Origin of the sequence: Nostoc sp. UIC 10630 (assembly GCF_010747425.1) — a bacterium.
GTDB lineage: Bacteria > Cyanobacteriota > Cyanobacteriia > Cyanobacteriales > Nostocaceae > Nostoc.
On the sequence record NZ_JAAGOG010000036.1, the window covers coordinates 35,749 to 50,704 of the forward strand.

Here is a 14,956-nt window from a genome sequence, read left to right on the forward strand (position 1 = left end):
GATATTTGAGATTAGGATGTTTACAAAATAAATTATGAGTAAAGTAAAACAAAATTCATAATTTATCTAATGGTCTACAAACCCCATTTACTTTAACTGAAAAATCAGGTTCTATCAGGTACAAACAGATTGTTAAAATGATCGCAATCGAAAGTCAGCTTACCATTTTTGGCAAATACGCTAAAACCATCTAAAAATTCTATGGCTGCTTCATTCTCTGCATGAGGTTGATTTTGCTCATCAAGCAGCACTTTATATGGACGTTGACAGGTGAAACAGAAATCTTGAAAAAAGAATGTCCAACCACACTCATAAACATATGTTCTTAATGTGTTCCATAAGTCTTCCTCTATGAAGCATCCTAGCTCAGAGGTGCAGAAGTCCAACAATCCACAAATACTACACTCCATATCTGGTGACACTGAACCTGTTGCCAAATAGAACCAAAATTGCTCTATTTCCCTTTGTTGATTGGGTTTACCAGATTTCCAGATTAAAGATGATTTTTCAGTACCGCGTAGGCTTCCAGGTATCAGATTATTAAGCGGTGACCAGAACGTTAATTGCTTATGCAAAATGTTCCATAGCTCAATGTCAAACTGTTGTCCAACAATTTCAATCAGTGGATAAACAATATGTCGGTGAAAAGAATCACGCAGAAATCCATGTTTGATTAATTGATTTTTAGTTTTCCTAATGATGTTGTTTAGCTTACGTTGATTGGATAAGTTTGCAGCCGGACGAATATAGCTTATAAAGCTGAGGTTAGCCACACTACGCGGACTTTCAAAATAGTATATGTCAGGTATTTCTGCGTTTGATATTTTCTTGTAAACTGTCTCGATTGCGGAAAAAGCTTTTGCTTTATCAACTGGCTGAGTTGAGATTGCTATTAAATACCACTTCATTCTATAGTCAGCAATCAGAGCTTTTTGCTGTTCTGTCAACTCAAAAATTTTTGACATCAATGCTCTTATTGTTCAAATCAATGGTGTGTTCGAGATTAAGTGCCCCAAAATGGTGTTCAAATCTAGCTCGTGCTGTCTCCTTTTCTGCTTCAGACAACAACAATTTAAAAACTTGCCCAAACTGTTGCTCTAGCAACGTTGCAGCTAGCCGTTCAGGAGGAACGCCAATTGCCTCAGCCTGTCGCTGAATCGCTGCGAAAATCTGATCGTTCAGTTCCAGTGTCAGAAGGTGAGTCATAGAAGTATGGAACATAGCTAGAGGCTATGGTAATTATAGCTTTGCTTGTTTGAAGCCCGAATTACTAAAACCCTTACGCAATGGTAATGACGAATTACGAATTACGAATTAAGCGTAGCGTCTCGCAGAGAAGCAGTACTAGCCACTCACCAACGACACTAGCACGCCATTGGGATCGCGGACACGAGCAATCATTTGTCCCCCAGGCTGGCTTTTAGGGGCATCTAGTGTTTTTGCACCTGCTCCGATCGCTCTCATGTAAGCACTGCCAACATCGGGGGTAATAAATGATATCTGAATTAATGTCGGTGGTTGTGTGGGATCGTTGGCATGAAAGCCACCAGGAAATAATTTCTGTGCTTCGCTACTTGAAGAGAAAGCTAATGTAGTGCTGCCAGTTTCGATTTCCGCCCAGATAGATTGTCCTTTATCCTGGAGAGTGCGACGAACCAGACCAAAGGCTTTTTCGTAAAACTCAACCGTTTTAACTACATCGTCTACCCAGATGACCGTATAACCAAATTTCATAATTCTTTCTCCTTATCTAGAAAAAATTGAGAGTTTGAAACCCACGGAGGTGGGTAAAGCCTTGTCTAGACGCGGTTTCTAACCGCCCTTTTAACTACGAATGACAAATGACAAATGACAAATTATTTTAGCTTTCCAAAATATTACGATCTGTTGCTAGAGTTTGCGCCCCTGTTTGCATCATTTCTATATCTGATGGCGACCAATCATGAGTCCCTTGACAGTGATGTGCTACTAGCAATCCCCATAATCCTCTTGGGATGACAATTGGTACAACCAAGTTAGCGCGAACTTGCAAATTGCGGAGAAAATCTCGGTGACAAGGCTGGATTGGCTCTAATTCAATATCAGCGATCGCTCTTACCCGTCCTGCTAAGTATAAAGCCGCATACTCGTTGTTAAAACAATCATCTGGGCCCGTGGAACCAAGTATTGAGAATTCTTGAGAACTCAAAGATTCAAAAGTTACTTGTCCTTCCCACTGACTGTAAAAATAATACAATACCACCCGATCAACCTGAAGCAATTCTCTGAGTTGATTTGTTGTTTGCCTGACTAACTCATCGCGCTGCATTGTTTTAACAAGGCGGTCGAGCAAATTTTGCAAACCCTGTTCACGGCGATCGCGGCTATGGTTAAATTCCGAGTGAGGATGAATTTGCACGGTTCTAAAATTACGACTAAGTAAATGCTGCCGGATTTATATAGTAATTTATTACACCTTATTTAAATACATTTTTGTATTTATAGCAGCAATTCAATTTTAACTAAACATAATCTTAGTCAACCTTTTTAGTAAATTTAAAATAAATTATTAAGAAACTACAATTTTTAATTCGCACCAAAGATAATTCAAAATTATAAATTTAATCTTAAGAATTATGGAAAATTACAAATAATATGTTTTATCTTTCTATAGCTTCAGGCAATAAATATACTTCAAACTCTAATGTAACAATTCAGTTTGTATTCCTCGTTACAGATATTAGAGGATGTTTAAAAAATCCTTTTCATGGTAGCAAAACGTTTTAGATTCCCCTAAATCCCCCTTAAAAAGGGGGACTTTGATTCCGGTTCCCCCCTTTTTTAAGGGGGGTTAGGGGGGATCAAAAGACTGTGGCGCAACTCTAGAAGACTTGTATATACACTGTAGCTTTATAAGGGGGGTTAGAGAAGATCAATAAGTGCAAAGATACAGCAAATTACTTTTCAAACAACCTCTTAGTCATAGTGATAGTATTCTTTGTTTCCATACTCTGTATGATAACGAGAGACTAACAAGAGACTAATTCTGAGTTTCCAAACATTGGCACAAAGCTACGGTAAGCTGACAATGCTGCTTCTTTAACAGTTGCATTCACAATTGGAAAGGTAGTGAGAATGTAGCTAAATTCATCTTCGGTTAAGCCATAAAGATGTGCTACCATTCCATCGAGTTCTGCGCGGAGTTTAGCGCGTTCTGCTTCGTCGGTAACGCCTTGTTGATGGGAACCTAAACCGACTTCTTGCGCGAGTTCGTCAAATTCTGGTGTGGTGCAGATGAGTTTGGCGGCGCGTTGTACAATATCGTTGAAGTTGCGATCGTTTTTTGTTAAACGTGGGACGGGTAGTTGGTAGACATAAAACATATTGCAATGCGCCGTTACTTTTTGGCGAATTATAAAATCGCAAGCAAAGCTATTCAATACAGAAACAACAAATAGTAATTCATCTTTCTTTGTGAATTGCTGTGACACAATTAGTGTGTTACCTGCAAAAATATTAGGCAGAGGCTCTAACTCTTCCACATCATTAGCAGAAGAAACCAACGCTAAGAAAAGACGCAGTTTAGCAATTTCTGTAGCTTCCTCCATGATGTCTATACCATAGAGGTTATCTGAAACAATCCGCTTTTTGATAAAATAAGGTATTGATGGATGGGAATTTTCTATCTCTTCAAGTTTATTTTTGAGAGTGTCATCACCCATCAATTTAATTGTACCGAACACCGCACTGTAAACTTGAATTAGCGTGTTCGTTGAAAATTGAGTGACATAATCTACCATGCTTGGAAAATAAAAACCAAGCATGGTAAATTTGCCATTCAGAAAATAAATCTGTGGCTTTAAAAATTAAGTCTGCGCTGGCGGACTTCAAGAAACCCTGTTTATAGGAGTTAAATTTTTACCATGCTTTTTATACTTTATAAATCCTTTACATTTAATTAGGCTGAGAAATTATACGTAAAAATTATCAATTTCTCTAAACGTCGGCTTTATTTGTCCAACCGTGATTTTTTATTGTCAAGTATATTTGCTGATTACTTTATCAAAACGCCTAATTGCTTTATAAAAAGGTCTGTTTACTTTCTCAAAACACTGAAATGCTTTCTTAAAATAAGCTTTTACTTATTCAAACCCCAGTTTGCTTTCTCATTTCAGTGTTTTCCGCAAGCAAAAGAAGCTTTTACTTATTCAAACCCCAGTTTGCTTTCTCATTTTGGTGTTTTCCGCAAGCAAAACGAGCTTTTACTTATTCAAACCCCAGTTTGCTTTCTCGTTTGGGTGTTTTCCGCAAGCAAAAGAAGCTTTTACTTTCTCAAACCCCAGTTTGCTTTCTCATTTCGGTATTTTACGTAATATAAGAAAGAAAGACGTGATAAATCGCCGTCTCTACAAAGGGTTAATTATTGTAGAGACGGCGATTCATCGCGTCTCTTGCCATTGGATCTAAGCGCAGGTTGAGGAGTAAAAGTAATTCGCAGCTACAAAAGCAAAGTCCATAGAGTTTGACTTTGGATTATCTTGTTGTTCACAAATGATTTAGGATTTTTAAATGGTATAACAATAAACTAATGGCAGAAGAACTGAAAAGAGCAGATAATGATAGCCCGTGGAAGGAAATTTTAGAAGCTTATTTTCCCCAAGCAATCCAATTTTTCTTTCCCCAAACAGCAGAAATAATTAATTGGGAACGTCCCCACGAATTTCTTGATAAGGAATTTCAACAAATAGCCCGTGAAGCCGAACTTGGTAGAAGATATGCAGATAAATTAGTTAAAGTCTGGCAAATTCAAGGACAAGAAATTTGGCTATTAATCCATGTAGAAATCCAGGCAAAATCAGAAGACATCTTTGCAGAAAGAATGTTTTCCTACAACCTGCGAATTTTTGACAGATTTGCAAAACCTGCCATCAGTTTGGCAATTTTGTGCGATACAGACCCAACATGGCGACCCAATCAATATAGTTATAATTATCCCAATACCAGGCTTAACTTTGAATTTGGAACTGTCAAGCTGCTGGATTATCAAAATCGTTGGACAGAATTAGAAGCCAGCGAAAACCCATTTGCAACTGTAGTAATGGCGCATTTGAAGACGCAGCAAACAAGTAAAAATCTAGGAGAACGTAAAGCTTGGAAATTTAGTTTAATTCGCCGATTGTATGAATTAGGATTGCAAGAAAAAGATATTCGTAACCTTTATCGATTTATTGATTGGGTTATGATTTTACCAAAAGCCTTGGAAGCAGAATTTTGGCAAGAGTTTAAGCAATTTGAGCAGGAGCAAACTATGAGCTACATTACCACAGGCGAGCGCATTGGTTACGAGCGAGGAAAACAAGAACAAGGACAAACCCTCGTGTTACGCCTACTACAAAAACGGGTAGGAGAGTTACCACAAGAGGTTCGGGGGCGCATTCAAACTCTTTCTTTAGAGCAATTAGAAGCACTTGGTGAGGCTTTATTGGATTTTACAGCCATTGAGGATTTACTTAACTGGTTGGAAGCAAATCAAGCAGCATAGAATATTTATCAAAAGACGCGATAAATCGTTTAAAAGATGCGATAAATCGCCGTCTCTACAAAGGACTGATTATTGTAGAGACGGCGATTCATCGCGTCTTCTGTCTTAATTACGAATTACGAATTACGAATTAGAAAATAGTCCTAATGAACAAATAATCTGAGGTTCTCGTTTCTCCAGTTCTTCTGTCACAATACACAAACGGTCATCCATGCGTAACGACACAACTAAATCAGCCAACACCTGACTATTAATACCACTTCTCAGTTGACGATTCAGAGTATCAATGGCTGACTGTCGCAAAGGATAACGGTAAATCTCATCAATTGCTTTTAAAAGTTCTTCGCTAACAAATAGTGTTCCTTTCATTTCTTGAACATAACTCTTAAGTCGTTCATAAGTGCGGAACCTTGCACCTGATGGTCGCCCTAATTGACCACCTGCATTTTTTTCATCTTCAGCAATCAATTCAGCACCCTTTTGCACTAACTTGTGATGCTGTTTATCTCTGGGTATCGCTGGAGTAGATTCTTCACACGCCGCCACCCGAAGCACCGCTAATTGTGATTGAGTAACGCTATTTCCATCGCGGTCAACATAAATCAAAGAATCATTTCCCTCGGTGGTTTTCATATGATCGCTTCATGGGATAAGTGGTAAGCTATCTTCAGGTAGATGTAGTAAGGTGAGACTAGCTCATCTCTCGCCCAACTCTGATCGATAATTTCTGCTAATTCTTGAGAAATATCTACACAACCGTAATCTTGCCAGCGATCGCTAAACCACTTTTGTAGTTTATTACAAGCATCGTGGTCTAAAATATCAACATTCAACTCCCCTTGTTTTGCCAGTCCGGGAAGGGTTAAATTACTACTACCCAAGAATCCCACAGTTGGGGTATTAGGGTCATTGCGATGCACAAGATATAACTTGGCATGGAGAGAATGGCGCAAAAACAGTTTAATAATTACCTTCCGAGTTTTTAGCTGATGACTTAACCGCCGCAACCCCGCTTCATCCTGATTAGTCGGCGCACCAATAGTCAACTGCTGGCGAAATTCCGCCGCCATACGTTTTTTAAACCGCACAATGCTACTGTTATCAATCCGTCCATCACCACTAACAAGGCTAAATGCTGCATGAACTTCATCACTGGGTAAGCTTTGCATCCCAATTAGCAAACGACAACAAGCATTTTCACTACCAACATACTGTTCGATTAAATCATCAATTCTTCGCCAACCTCTGAGGTTAAAGTAGCCAACGCAAAAATCTGCGCGATAAGAGATTTTGAGGGTTTCTCGTAAAATTGGTAGCAGTTGCAAATCTATGTTGTCAAAAATACGGGGCATTATTTAAAACTCATCAATATTTCGTACCTATGTTATATGAGTAAAAAATTTTTCCAGCCAGATTACTGAAGAGTGCATTCTTCTTGGCGTTCTTGGCGACTTGGCGGTTCGATTAGTCAATTATTTTTACGAACCGCCAAGAACGCCAAGGAGAGAAGAAAGAAATACTTAACTGAACTGTAAAAAAATAGAGCAGTTGTATTATGCAACTGCTCTAAAAAATACTTAGATAAATATTTTCTACCTATCCACAGACCCCATGATTACGTCAACACTACCAAGAATCACCACAATATCTGCAACCTTCATGCCGCGCAGTAAATGTGGGACAATCTGGAGGTTGTTGAAATCTGCGGCGCGAATCTTCCACCGTGCAGGGAAGACATTATCATCGCCAACCAAATAAATTCCCAATTCACCTTTGCCACTTTCTACACGGGCGTAGATTTCACCCTTGGGAATCTTGAAAGTGGGGGAAACTTTTTTGCCAATGAATTGGTAATCAAATGCGTCCCACTCGGATTTTTTACCTGCGGCTAAACGCTTGGCTTCCAGATTTTCGTAAGGGCCGCCAGGAAGTCCTTTAATTGCTTGGCGAATAATCTTCACAGATTCGCGCATTTCCCGCATCCGCACCACGTAACGGGCAAAGCAATCACCGGCAGTTTCCCACTGCACATCCCAGTCGAAATCGTCGTAGCATTCGTAATGGTCAACTTTTCGCAAATCCCATTGCACACCAGAAGCGCGTAACATTGGGCCAGAAAGTCCCCAGTTAATTGCTTCTTCACGGGTGATAGTCCCAATACCCTCAACACGTCGCCGGAAGATGGGGTTATCGGTTACTAAGCGTTCATATTCATCAACTTTAGGTAATAGGTAGTCGCAGAATTCTATACACTTATCTACCCAACCGTAAGGTAAATCAGCTGCTACTCCACCAACGCGGAAGTAATTGTTATTCACCATCCGATAACCTGTGGCAGCTTCCCACAAATCATAAATCATCTCCCGTTCCCGGAACTGGTAGAAGAAGGGAGTTTGAGCACCTACGTCAGCTAAGAAGGGGCCAAACCATAGCAAGTGGTTAGCAATGCGGTTCAACTCCAGCATGATGACGCGAATGTAGCTAGCGCGTTTGGGGACAGCGACACCTGCAAGCTTTTCTGGGGCGTTAACAGTGACAGCTTCGTTGAACATTCCCGCAGCGTAGTCCCAGCGACTAACGTAAGGGACGTACATTACATTAGTGCGGTTCTCAGCAATTTTTTCCATTCCTCGGTGCAGATAGCCGATGACCGGTTCACAGTCAACGACATCCTCGCCATCCAGAGTCATGATTAGCCGCAGAACCCCGTGCATTGAGGGGTGGTGTGGCCCCATGTTTAGCACCATTGGTTCAGTGCGGGTTTCTAGTCTGGTCATAGATTTCGTGTTCTCCTGTTGTGTTCGTGTAGCGTGCCAAAGGCAAAATTTTGAATTGAACCGCGTAGATGCCAACCAGACCCGATTTATCTAGTCTGCCAAGCCAAAGTTAAGCTTGCAGGAGCAATACTTTTAAGAAAACTGCCCTTAAGGCGTTTATAATGTATTGCCCATACAGGGGTATGTTGGAGAGGGAGTGACAGAGGAGGGACTTTACTTGATGTTTAATTTTGTTGCACTTCTTCAACTATTATATGGAAGCTTGATCTGCACTTAATTAAGACATCGGATTTTTTTATAAGTAAGGCAGCCTGAAAACCCTTGAGGAACAGGCGCGAAGCGCCGTATTCCGTACTTCAGGCATGTTGGTGCGATGTCTACGACAGGCTACGCCTACGTAAACAAGCATTGCAGTTGCTCGTCCGAGAAGGCAACAGTTGTAGGCAAATCAGGATTATCCAAGTAAGTAAGCACGATTAAACCGAAGTATGTAAAATTTTATAGGATTAAAGGGTAAAAGAAAAACTTTTACCCTTTCCCTTTACCCTTGTGAATATAACGTGAGTTTAATTACTGCGATCGCATAGATCGCTAACCAAAATAACTGATTTGCCTTTGTCTGGGGTGCGATCGCAATTGAATTAATCTTGTACCAAGTAAAAATGCGATCGCACTCAATTAACGATCCCATCAAGGTTTATAATTATTGATTTTGATTATTTGAGACCACAGTACTAGTTTTGTCATTTTCTAGTTCTCTCATTAGAGAATCAAAACCACTAGCGTTGTTTCCACCTTTAGACAATAAAGACTGAATTTTATTTATTATTGCACTCATATTGTCAGAGAAAAATCTACCAAGATTATTCACAAAGTTTTTCAGTTTCTCAAATATACTCATTTCTACAGTTGAGTACTTATTAACGATTGGATATACAACTTTTCCTTTTTCTGTTTCATAGTACTCTTGTTCAGGCATCAACATAGATGTAAGTGGTTGCATCTGTTTTGCCATATCTGCTTCAGTTCGTTTATGGCTGAGAAATAAAACATCGTAAACCTTTCCGTTCCAGCTAGCCCAATAATGGTTTTGGAAAAACCACCGCTTACCATCATCACAATTAGGCTTTTTGCCTTGGTATGGCGTAACTCCAGCTTCACTCAAAAAAGGTTTGGCAATGCTTTCAACTGTTATTTTTTCAATACCAAAATATTCTTCTGCAACTTTTTTAAATGCACGAGCTAATGTCTGACAATCTCCTTCTGGAGAGCCTTTCAAGAGAGTTTCTTGGCTCTTACTCACCATTGTGTATTGAAATTGGATATTGCCAAAGTTTTTGAATAGTTGTTCTAGGATTTTATCTTCTGGTAATGTGTCATCTATGCCATTTACTAATGTTTTCGCTAGTGAGTAATCTTGTAAAAATTTTTGTTTTTTATCTGCTGAGTTATTTGCTGCTAATATTTCTTCAGAGCTTGCTTGGATGTTTCTGCTACCTGCTAAGGTCGTCTGCTGTCCTTCTTGGTTTTGCAAAGTAGCTGCATTAATTTGGCTGACAACAGAAGTAGCTACTCTATCCGCTTCTTGCTCATACTGATCTCCTTGTTGACCAACAGTGAGTTTTGGCTGTATTTTTGGTTCTTGAAGGGGTTGCATTTGTGCCAGCGATACAGCATCAGCACGTTTGATCGCCATTTTGTCAATGTTATGACCAAACTGAAAAGAGTGTTCCTTCCCTTGCTGCAACGACTCATTCATCTTTGCCTGTAATACTGTGAGTCGTTCCTGTCCGTCTGGCGTGATCGTGCCATGCTTGGCTTGGATTTGGAGTTTTGTTGCCTCAAACTGATACTCTTGAAATTTATGATTCTCTACTTTCGCCTGTAATATAGGCTTGTTGGAGCCAAGTTGAGAGTGAGTAATTAAAAGGTGCTGACCTTGCTCTGACTTAGAAGCGGATGAGTCAGCTTTTTTGTGGATTTGTAGCCGTTCTTTCATCGCTGGTTTCAAAAGTCAATAGTGGTTAATCTATATATTATGTCACCTCAGATTGCTTGATTACTTATACTTAAGTCGAATACTGTTAAAACGTATCATCCATTTTTTCTACAAGACTGACGCAAACCATAGCTGAAACCTTCATTTTCAGCTAAGAGCAATTCATGTAGACGCAAAGTCGCTTCCCGCAGGGTATTGTCTAGTTTTGCGTTGGTTAAGAACGCCGTACATTCAAGCAACACCATTCTTTTCTTTTCCACAGGGTAGCAACGACCCAACCATTTTGTTCTAAAGCGTCAGCAACAGCTTTAGATTGTTCTAGTAAAATACCACTGAAGATCGCCCAAGTTTCAGGTTTAGCGATCGCACTCATTTCTGGAATCAACTCAATAATTACATGAGCCAGAATATTGCAAACTATACCATCCACTGGTTTCTCAAGCAGTTTTGTCAAAACGTCTACACTTCCTAGTGCTGGTAGTAAACGTTCTGAGCTAATGTCATTTAGGAGACCATTACTGATAGTTGATTGCACCGCTAAAGGGTCATTATCTACTGCATAGACTTTTTCGGCTCCCAATAGCAGCGCCCCAATGGAAAGGATACCAGAACCACAACCAATATCTGCAATTACCAGATGTTTTTGTTTGCCACTATCACCCACAAATGACTGAGGAACTCCACTCAGCCGCATTTCTAGGGATTCCAAACATAACTGAGTGGTGGCATGGTTGCCCGTACCAAATGCTACACCAGGGTCAAGACGAATTACTAACCGTTCTGTTGTTTCTGGTAATGGTAGCCACGCGGGGTTAATTAGGAAGCGATCGCCGATTTCTTGCGGATGCCAATATTGTTTCCAGCTAGTTGCCCAATCTTCCTCATCAATTAACTGCCATTGCAGAGAGGGAGATGAAACTCCTACACAAAGGGCATCTTGACGCAGCCACAGTGACAGCGCTGCCAAATCTAGTAGCTGTGTTTGAATTGTCGATAAATAGGCCCTAACTAAAGATGAATTTCCTTTGTTTTCACTAGCTGTTCCACGACAGCCAAAATCTTCCAGTCGCCAAAAGATCGAATCTTCTAGGTCTGGCTCACATAAAATCTGTAGTTCCCACCAGGTGTTTGCCATATAATTTTAGATTTTAGATTTTAGATTTTAGATTGGGGACTTGGTAATGGTTAATGACCAATGCGAAAAACAATGAGCAATTAGCCATTACCAATCCAAAATCCAAAATCGTCCGACTGAGCGTAGCCGAAGTCCGCAATCCAAAATTAAAGTGTTACTGTATACGCGTCCCGAATACCAGGGACTTTTATAATCTCATCCAAGATGCCTTCAGGTAAAGGGTCATCTATACTCAGAGCCATTACCGCATCACCACGGACGATTTTACGGCCTACTTGCATACTGGCAATATTCACATTAAAACTGCCCAGTAAGGAACCAAGTTTGCCGATAATCCCCGGCATATCGCGGTGCAGGGTAAACAGCATATATTTGCTGGGTGGGACGTTAATGGGGAAACCGTCAACATCAGTTAGATGGATTTCCCGCTCACCCAACAAAGCGCCGGTGACAGAATGAGTACCTAAAGTACCCGTAGCTTCTAGATGAAGTGTTCCGGCATAGTCTCGAATGGAAGCATCGCGGGTTTCAATTACCCGAATTCCCCGTTCTTTGGCTTCTATGCTGGCATTGACGTAATTTACTCGTTCCCGTAAAGCTTGATAAAGTAAACCTTTGAGGGCAGCGACTATCAAAGGCTGACTTTTGTTGGTTGCGAGTTCCCCTTGTAGCCGAATATTGAGTACTTCCACCCGTCCGCCAGCTAGCTGTCCTACTAGATTACCTAGAGTTTCTGCTAGCTGCATATAGGGTTTGAGTTCTTCCAACACATCGGGGCCAAGTCCGGGAATGTTGACGGCTGAACGGGCTGGTAGTCCTAAAAGTACATCCCGAATTTGTTCGGCAACATCAATCGCCACATTTACTTGAGCTTCTGCGGTAGAGGCTCCCAAGTGGGGGGTGAGGATAACTTCTTTGCCTAGCGATCGCAATTCCGATTCACCCAGTGGTTCTGACTCGAACACATCCAAGGCGGCACCACCAATTTTACCTGCTTTCAGAGCTGCTGCTAAAGCAACTTCATCAATGATCCCACCACGAGCGCAGTTGACAATCCTGGCTGTAGGTTTCATCTTTGCCAAAGTTGTGGCATTGATTAAGTGGGTAGTTTCTGGGGTTTTCGGGATGTGTAGGGTGATATAGTCTGCTTGCTGGAAGAGTAAATCTAGCTCCACCAACTGGCAGCCAAGCTGTTCGGCTCGTTCTGTAGAAATAAAAGGGTCATAAGCTAGGAGTTTCATCCCCATTGTCTTAGCTACAGCCGCAACATGGGAGCCAATTTTACCCAAACCGACAACACCGAGAGTTTTTTTGTAGACTTCCGCGCCAACAAAGCTATTGCGATCCCACGCACCGCGTTTCACCGAGGCATTAGCATCAGGAATGTGGCGAGACAAAGCCAAAATCATTGCTAGCGCGTGTTCGGCGGCGGCAATTGTGTTTCCCTCTGGAGAATTGACTACTACAATTCCCCGACGTGTGGCTGCGGGAACATCCACATTATCCACACCTACGCCAGCACGACCGATGATTTTTAGCTGAGTGCCGGCTTCAATGATTTCTTGAGTGACGCGCGTACTAGAACGAATCATCAGTGCGTCATATTCACCAATAATTTCGAGCAGTTGGGCTGGTTTTAGACCTATTTTGACATCAACAGTAGCAACTTGCGAAAGAATGTCAATTCCAGCTTGGTCAATAGAATCTGAGACAAGAACCTTAGACATGATTACTTCATTTAAAGCTACAGGTTTTGCTGCACAAGACTTTTTAGTTTAGTCCTTATCTGTCGCAATTCAGCAAAAATTATTCGTTTTAATATCAACTTCACCTTTACTTACGCTACGTGCTGATGGTATCGAAGCGTGAGTTGCTCCCGGTAGGTACTGCCTCCTAAGTATTTAAAGATGAGTGGCTGTTTGCACCACCCTGTCGCTAAATATAAAGCATTAATAGCACTAAGCACCTATATATTTATTAATAGTTAAGAGTTACCAAAATTTTATTGCCTTAAGCAATTTCCTTTGTGCGGTAGAAACGCTTAGATTCTTGACTGTGCTGCAACTTTAGCTGAGGCAATGCTCTGCACAACTAACAAATGAGTTAGTAACTATTTTATCTGTAGAATCTTAGTTATTTATCAATACCACATGTGGTATCACTTAGTCAAAATAAAATATTTACATTATCAAGATTAGCGGATCGCAATAGGTAGGTAGACGTAAATCCTAATCATTAATCTACGTGCGTTACCAAACAGCCTTTTTGTAGATATTGCTAGTGAAGAAATCGCTATAATTCTGATGAGCCAAATGTCCTTTGATTTTTGGGGAAACCAGCGATGTTAAACTACAACTTGCCAAGGCACTTGCCCTCAGCCGAGGAACTACCAGACTCTGATGAAACGCCTGTGGATAATGAACTGCAAGAATTGATACCAGGTTTGCTGAAGGCGATCCTGCTGATACTTTGGGCAGAACGTATGGACTGGCTATTTGCCATAGATATGGGTATTTATTATCACCCCGATAAACCGCCCATTGTGCCAGATGGATTTTTGAGCTTAGGCGTAGAGCGGTTTTATGATGAAGAGTTGCGTCCCAGTTATGTGCTGTGGGATGAAAATGTTGTACCGATTTTCGTGCTAGAAGTAGTTTCCCAAAATTATCGCAAGGAATACACGACTAAATTGGATGAATATGAGGCTTTGGGTGTACTTTACTATGTGATTTATTCCTCCCGTCGCCGCCGCAAACCTCATCTAGAAGTACATAAGTTGGTTAATGGTAAGTATGAATTGCAAGAGGGAAACCCCGTTTGGCTACCAGAAATTGGTTTAGGAATTGGTTGCGAAAGAGGAAATTATTGTGGCGTAACGCGGGAATGGATGTATTGGTATGATGAGCAAGGACAACGATATCTCACGCCCGCAGAACAAGTAAAACAAGAAGTACAACGCGCTCAACAAGAAGCACAACGCGCTCAACAAGCAGAACAACGGGTGCAACAATTGACAGAACAATTAAGAGCGCTAGGAATCGATCCAGATAATCTGGGTTAACTGAAATATTTTGCAATATTTTCGACAAGACTAATAAATCTGGTTTTTCAGAATTTATGTATTTACTATAAATTTTGGTTTGCGACTAGAAGCTGTCAGTAAAAGAAACTATTGCTTTTTAGGAATAACATTCCTGATTCCACTTTTAGCGCCAATACTATCACCTTTGTAACGAGGGATGATATGAATACTGGCGTGCATAATATTTTGACCTGCGGCTCGATTGATATTCATTCCTATATTAAAGCCATCAGGTTCAAATTCTGCTTTGAGAATTTCTTGTACTTTATTCACCATAAACCAGCAAGCAGACTGTTCTTTAAATGGTAGCTCAAAATAACTGTTTACATGACGTTTGGGAATAACCAAAACATGTCCTTTGCTTATATAGGACTAATATTTGATTTCTGAAAAAGCTCCGTACATTTGAAGGGTGGGGAAATCAAAGGTCGTGTGTCGGATA

General features: G+C 40.7%; 14 protein-coding genes and 1 pseudogene. 2 read left to right on the forward strand and 13 right to left on the reverse strand.

Annotation, left to right across the window (positions count from 1 at the left end):
- Nucleotides 1–104: 104 nt before the first annotated feature.
- The 5 genes from G1O98_RS11720 to G1O98_RS11740 form a co-directional block, all read right to left on the reverse strand.
- Complete coding sequence (locus G1O98_RS11720; protein WP_163928976.1) at nt 105–965, reverse strand: hypothetical protein; 861 nt, start codon at nt 963–965, stop codon at nt 105–107.
- Nucleotides 949–1,206, reverse strand: a complete 258-nt coding sequence (locus G1O98_RS11725; protein ID WP_163928977.1) for a hypothetical protein — start codon at nt 1,204–1,206, stop codon at nt 949–951. Before G1O98_RS11725 ends, G1O98_RS11720 begins: the two co-directional genes overlap by 17 nt.
- A 138-nt stretch (nt 1,207–1,344) precedes the next feature.
- Nucleotides 1,345–1,734, reverse strand: coding sequence for a VOC family protein (locus G1O98_RS11730; protein WP_114085291.1), 390 nt, complete (start codon nt 1,732–1,734; stop codon nt 1,345–1,347).
- Nucleotides 1,735–1,861: 127 nt separating this feature from the next.
- The gene (locus G1O98_RS11735) at nt 1,862–2,398 is read right to left on the reverse strand and encodes a GAF domain-containing protein (RefSeq protein WP_163928978.1); all 537 of its coding nucleotides are present in this window, start codon (nt 2,396–2,398) and stop codon (nt 1,862–1,864) included.
- A 610-nt stretch (nt 2,399–3,008) separates the two neighbouring features.
- Complete coding sequence (locus G1O98_RS11740; protein WP_163928979.1) at nt 3,009–3,803, reverse strand: hypothetical protein; 795 nt, start codon at nt 3,801–3,803, stop codon at nt 3,009–3,011.
- Between the two features lie 764 nt (nt 3,804–4,567).
- Between G1O98_RS11740 and G1O98_RS11745 the strand changes: the two genes are divergently transcribed.
- A complete protein-coding gene (locus G1O98_RS11745) occupies nt 4,568–5,521 on the forward strand; it encodes a DUF4351 domain-containing protein (RefSeq protein WP_163928980.1) in 954 nt (317 codons plus the stop codon).
- Between the two features lie 123 nt (nt 5,522–5,644).
- On the opposite strand, the gene G1O98_RS39905 is transcribed toward G1O98_RS11745, so the two are convergent.
- The 7 genes from G1O98_RS39905 to serA form a co-directional block, all read right to left on the reverse strand.
- Nucleotides 5,645–6,154 carry a hypothetical protein gene (locus tag G1O98_RS39905; RefSeq protein ID WP_243458412.1) on the reverse strand — a complete coding sequence of 170 codons (510 nt, stop codon included), beginning with the start codon at nt 6,152–6,154 and terminating at the stop codon, nt 5,645–5,647.
- Nucleotides 6,151–6,873 (reverse strand): phospholipase D-like domain-containing protein, encoded by a 723-nt coding sequence (locus G1O98_RS39910; protein WP_243458413.1) that lies wholly within the window; start codon nt 6,871–6,873, stop codon nt 6,151–6,153. Before G1O98_RS39910 ends, G1O98_RS39905 begins: the two co-directional genes overlap by 4 nt.
- A gap of 240 nt (nt 6,874–7,113) precedes the next feature.
- Nucleotides 7,114–8,298 (reverse strand): NAD(P)H-quinone oxidoreductase subunit H, encoded by a 1,185-nt coding sequence (locus G1O98_RS11755; RefSeq protein ID WP_163928981.1) that lies wholly within the window; start codon nt 8,296–8,298, stop codon nt 7,114–7,116.
- 541 nt (nt 8,299–8,839) lie between these two features.
- On the reverse strand, nt 8,840–8,989 hold the full coding sequence (locus G1O98_RS11760) for a hypothetical protein (protein WP_163928982.1): 150 nt from the start codon (nt 8,987–8,989) through the stop codon (nt 8,840–8,842).
- Between the two features lie 12 nt (nt 8,990–9,001).
- Complete coding sequence (locus tag G1O98_RS11765) at nt 9,002–10,297, reverse strand: hypothetical protein (protein WP_163928955.1); 1,296 nt, start codon at nt 10,295–10,297, stop codon at nt 9,002–9,004.
- Between the two features lie 214 nt (nt 10,298–10,511).
- Entirely contained in the window at nt 10,512–11,432 is a 921-nt protein-coding gene (prmA, locus tag G1O98_RS11770; protein WP_163928983.1) for a 50S ribosomal protein L11 methyltransferase, read from the reverse strand.
- Nucleotides 11,433–11,578: 146 nt separating this feature from the next.
- Nucleotides 11,579–13,159: a phosphoglycerate dehydrogenase gene (gene serA, locus G1O98_RS11775; RefSeq protein ID WP_163928984.1), complete on the reverse strand. Its 1,581-nt coding sequence runs from the start codon at nt 13,157–13,159 to the stop codon at nt 11,579–11,581.
- 614 nt (nt 13,160–13,773) lie between these two features.
- On the opposite strand from serA, the gene G1O98_RS11780 reads away from it, so the two are divergent.
- On the forward strand, nt 13,774–14,493 hold the full coding sequence (locus G1O98_RS11780) for a Uma2 family endonuclease (protein ID WP_163928985.1): 720 nt from the start codon (nt 13,774–13,776) through the stop codon (nt 14,491–14,493).
- Between the two features lie 108 nt (nt 14,494–14,601).
- On the opposite strand, the pseudogene G1O98_RS11785 reads toward G1O98_RS11780, so the two are convergent.
- Nucleotides 14,602–14,880: pseudogene (locus tag G1O98_RS11785) on the reverse strand (HIT family protein); the annotation flags it as partial.
- Nucleotides 14,881–14,956 lie beyond the last annotated feature (76 nt).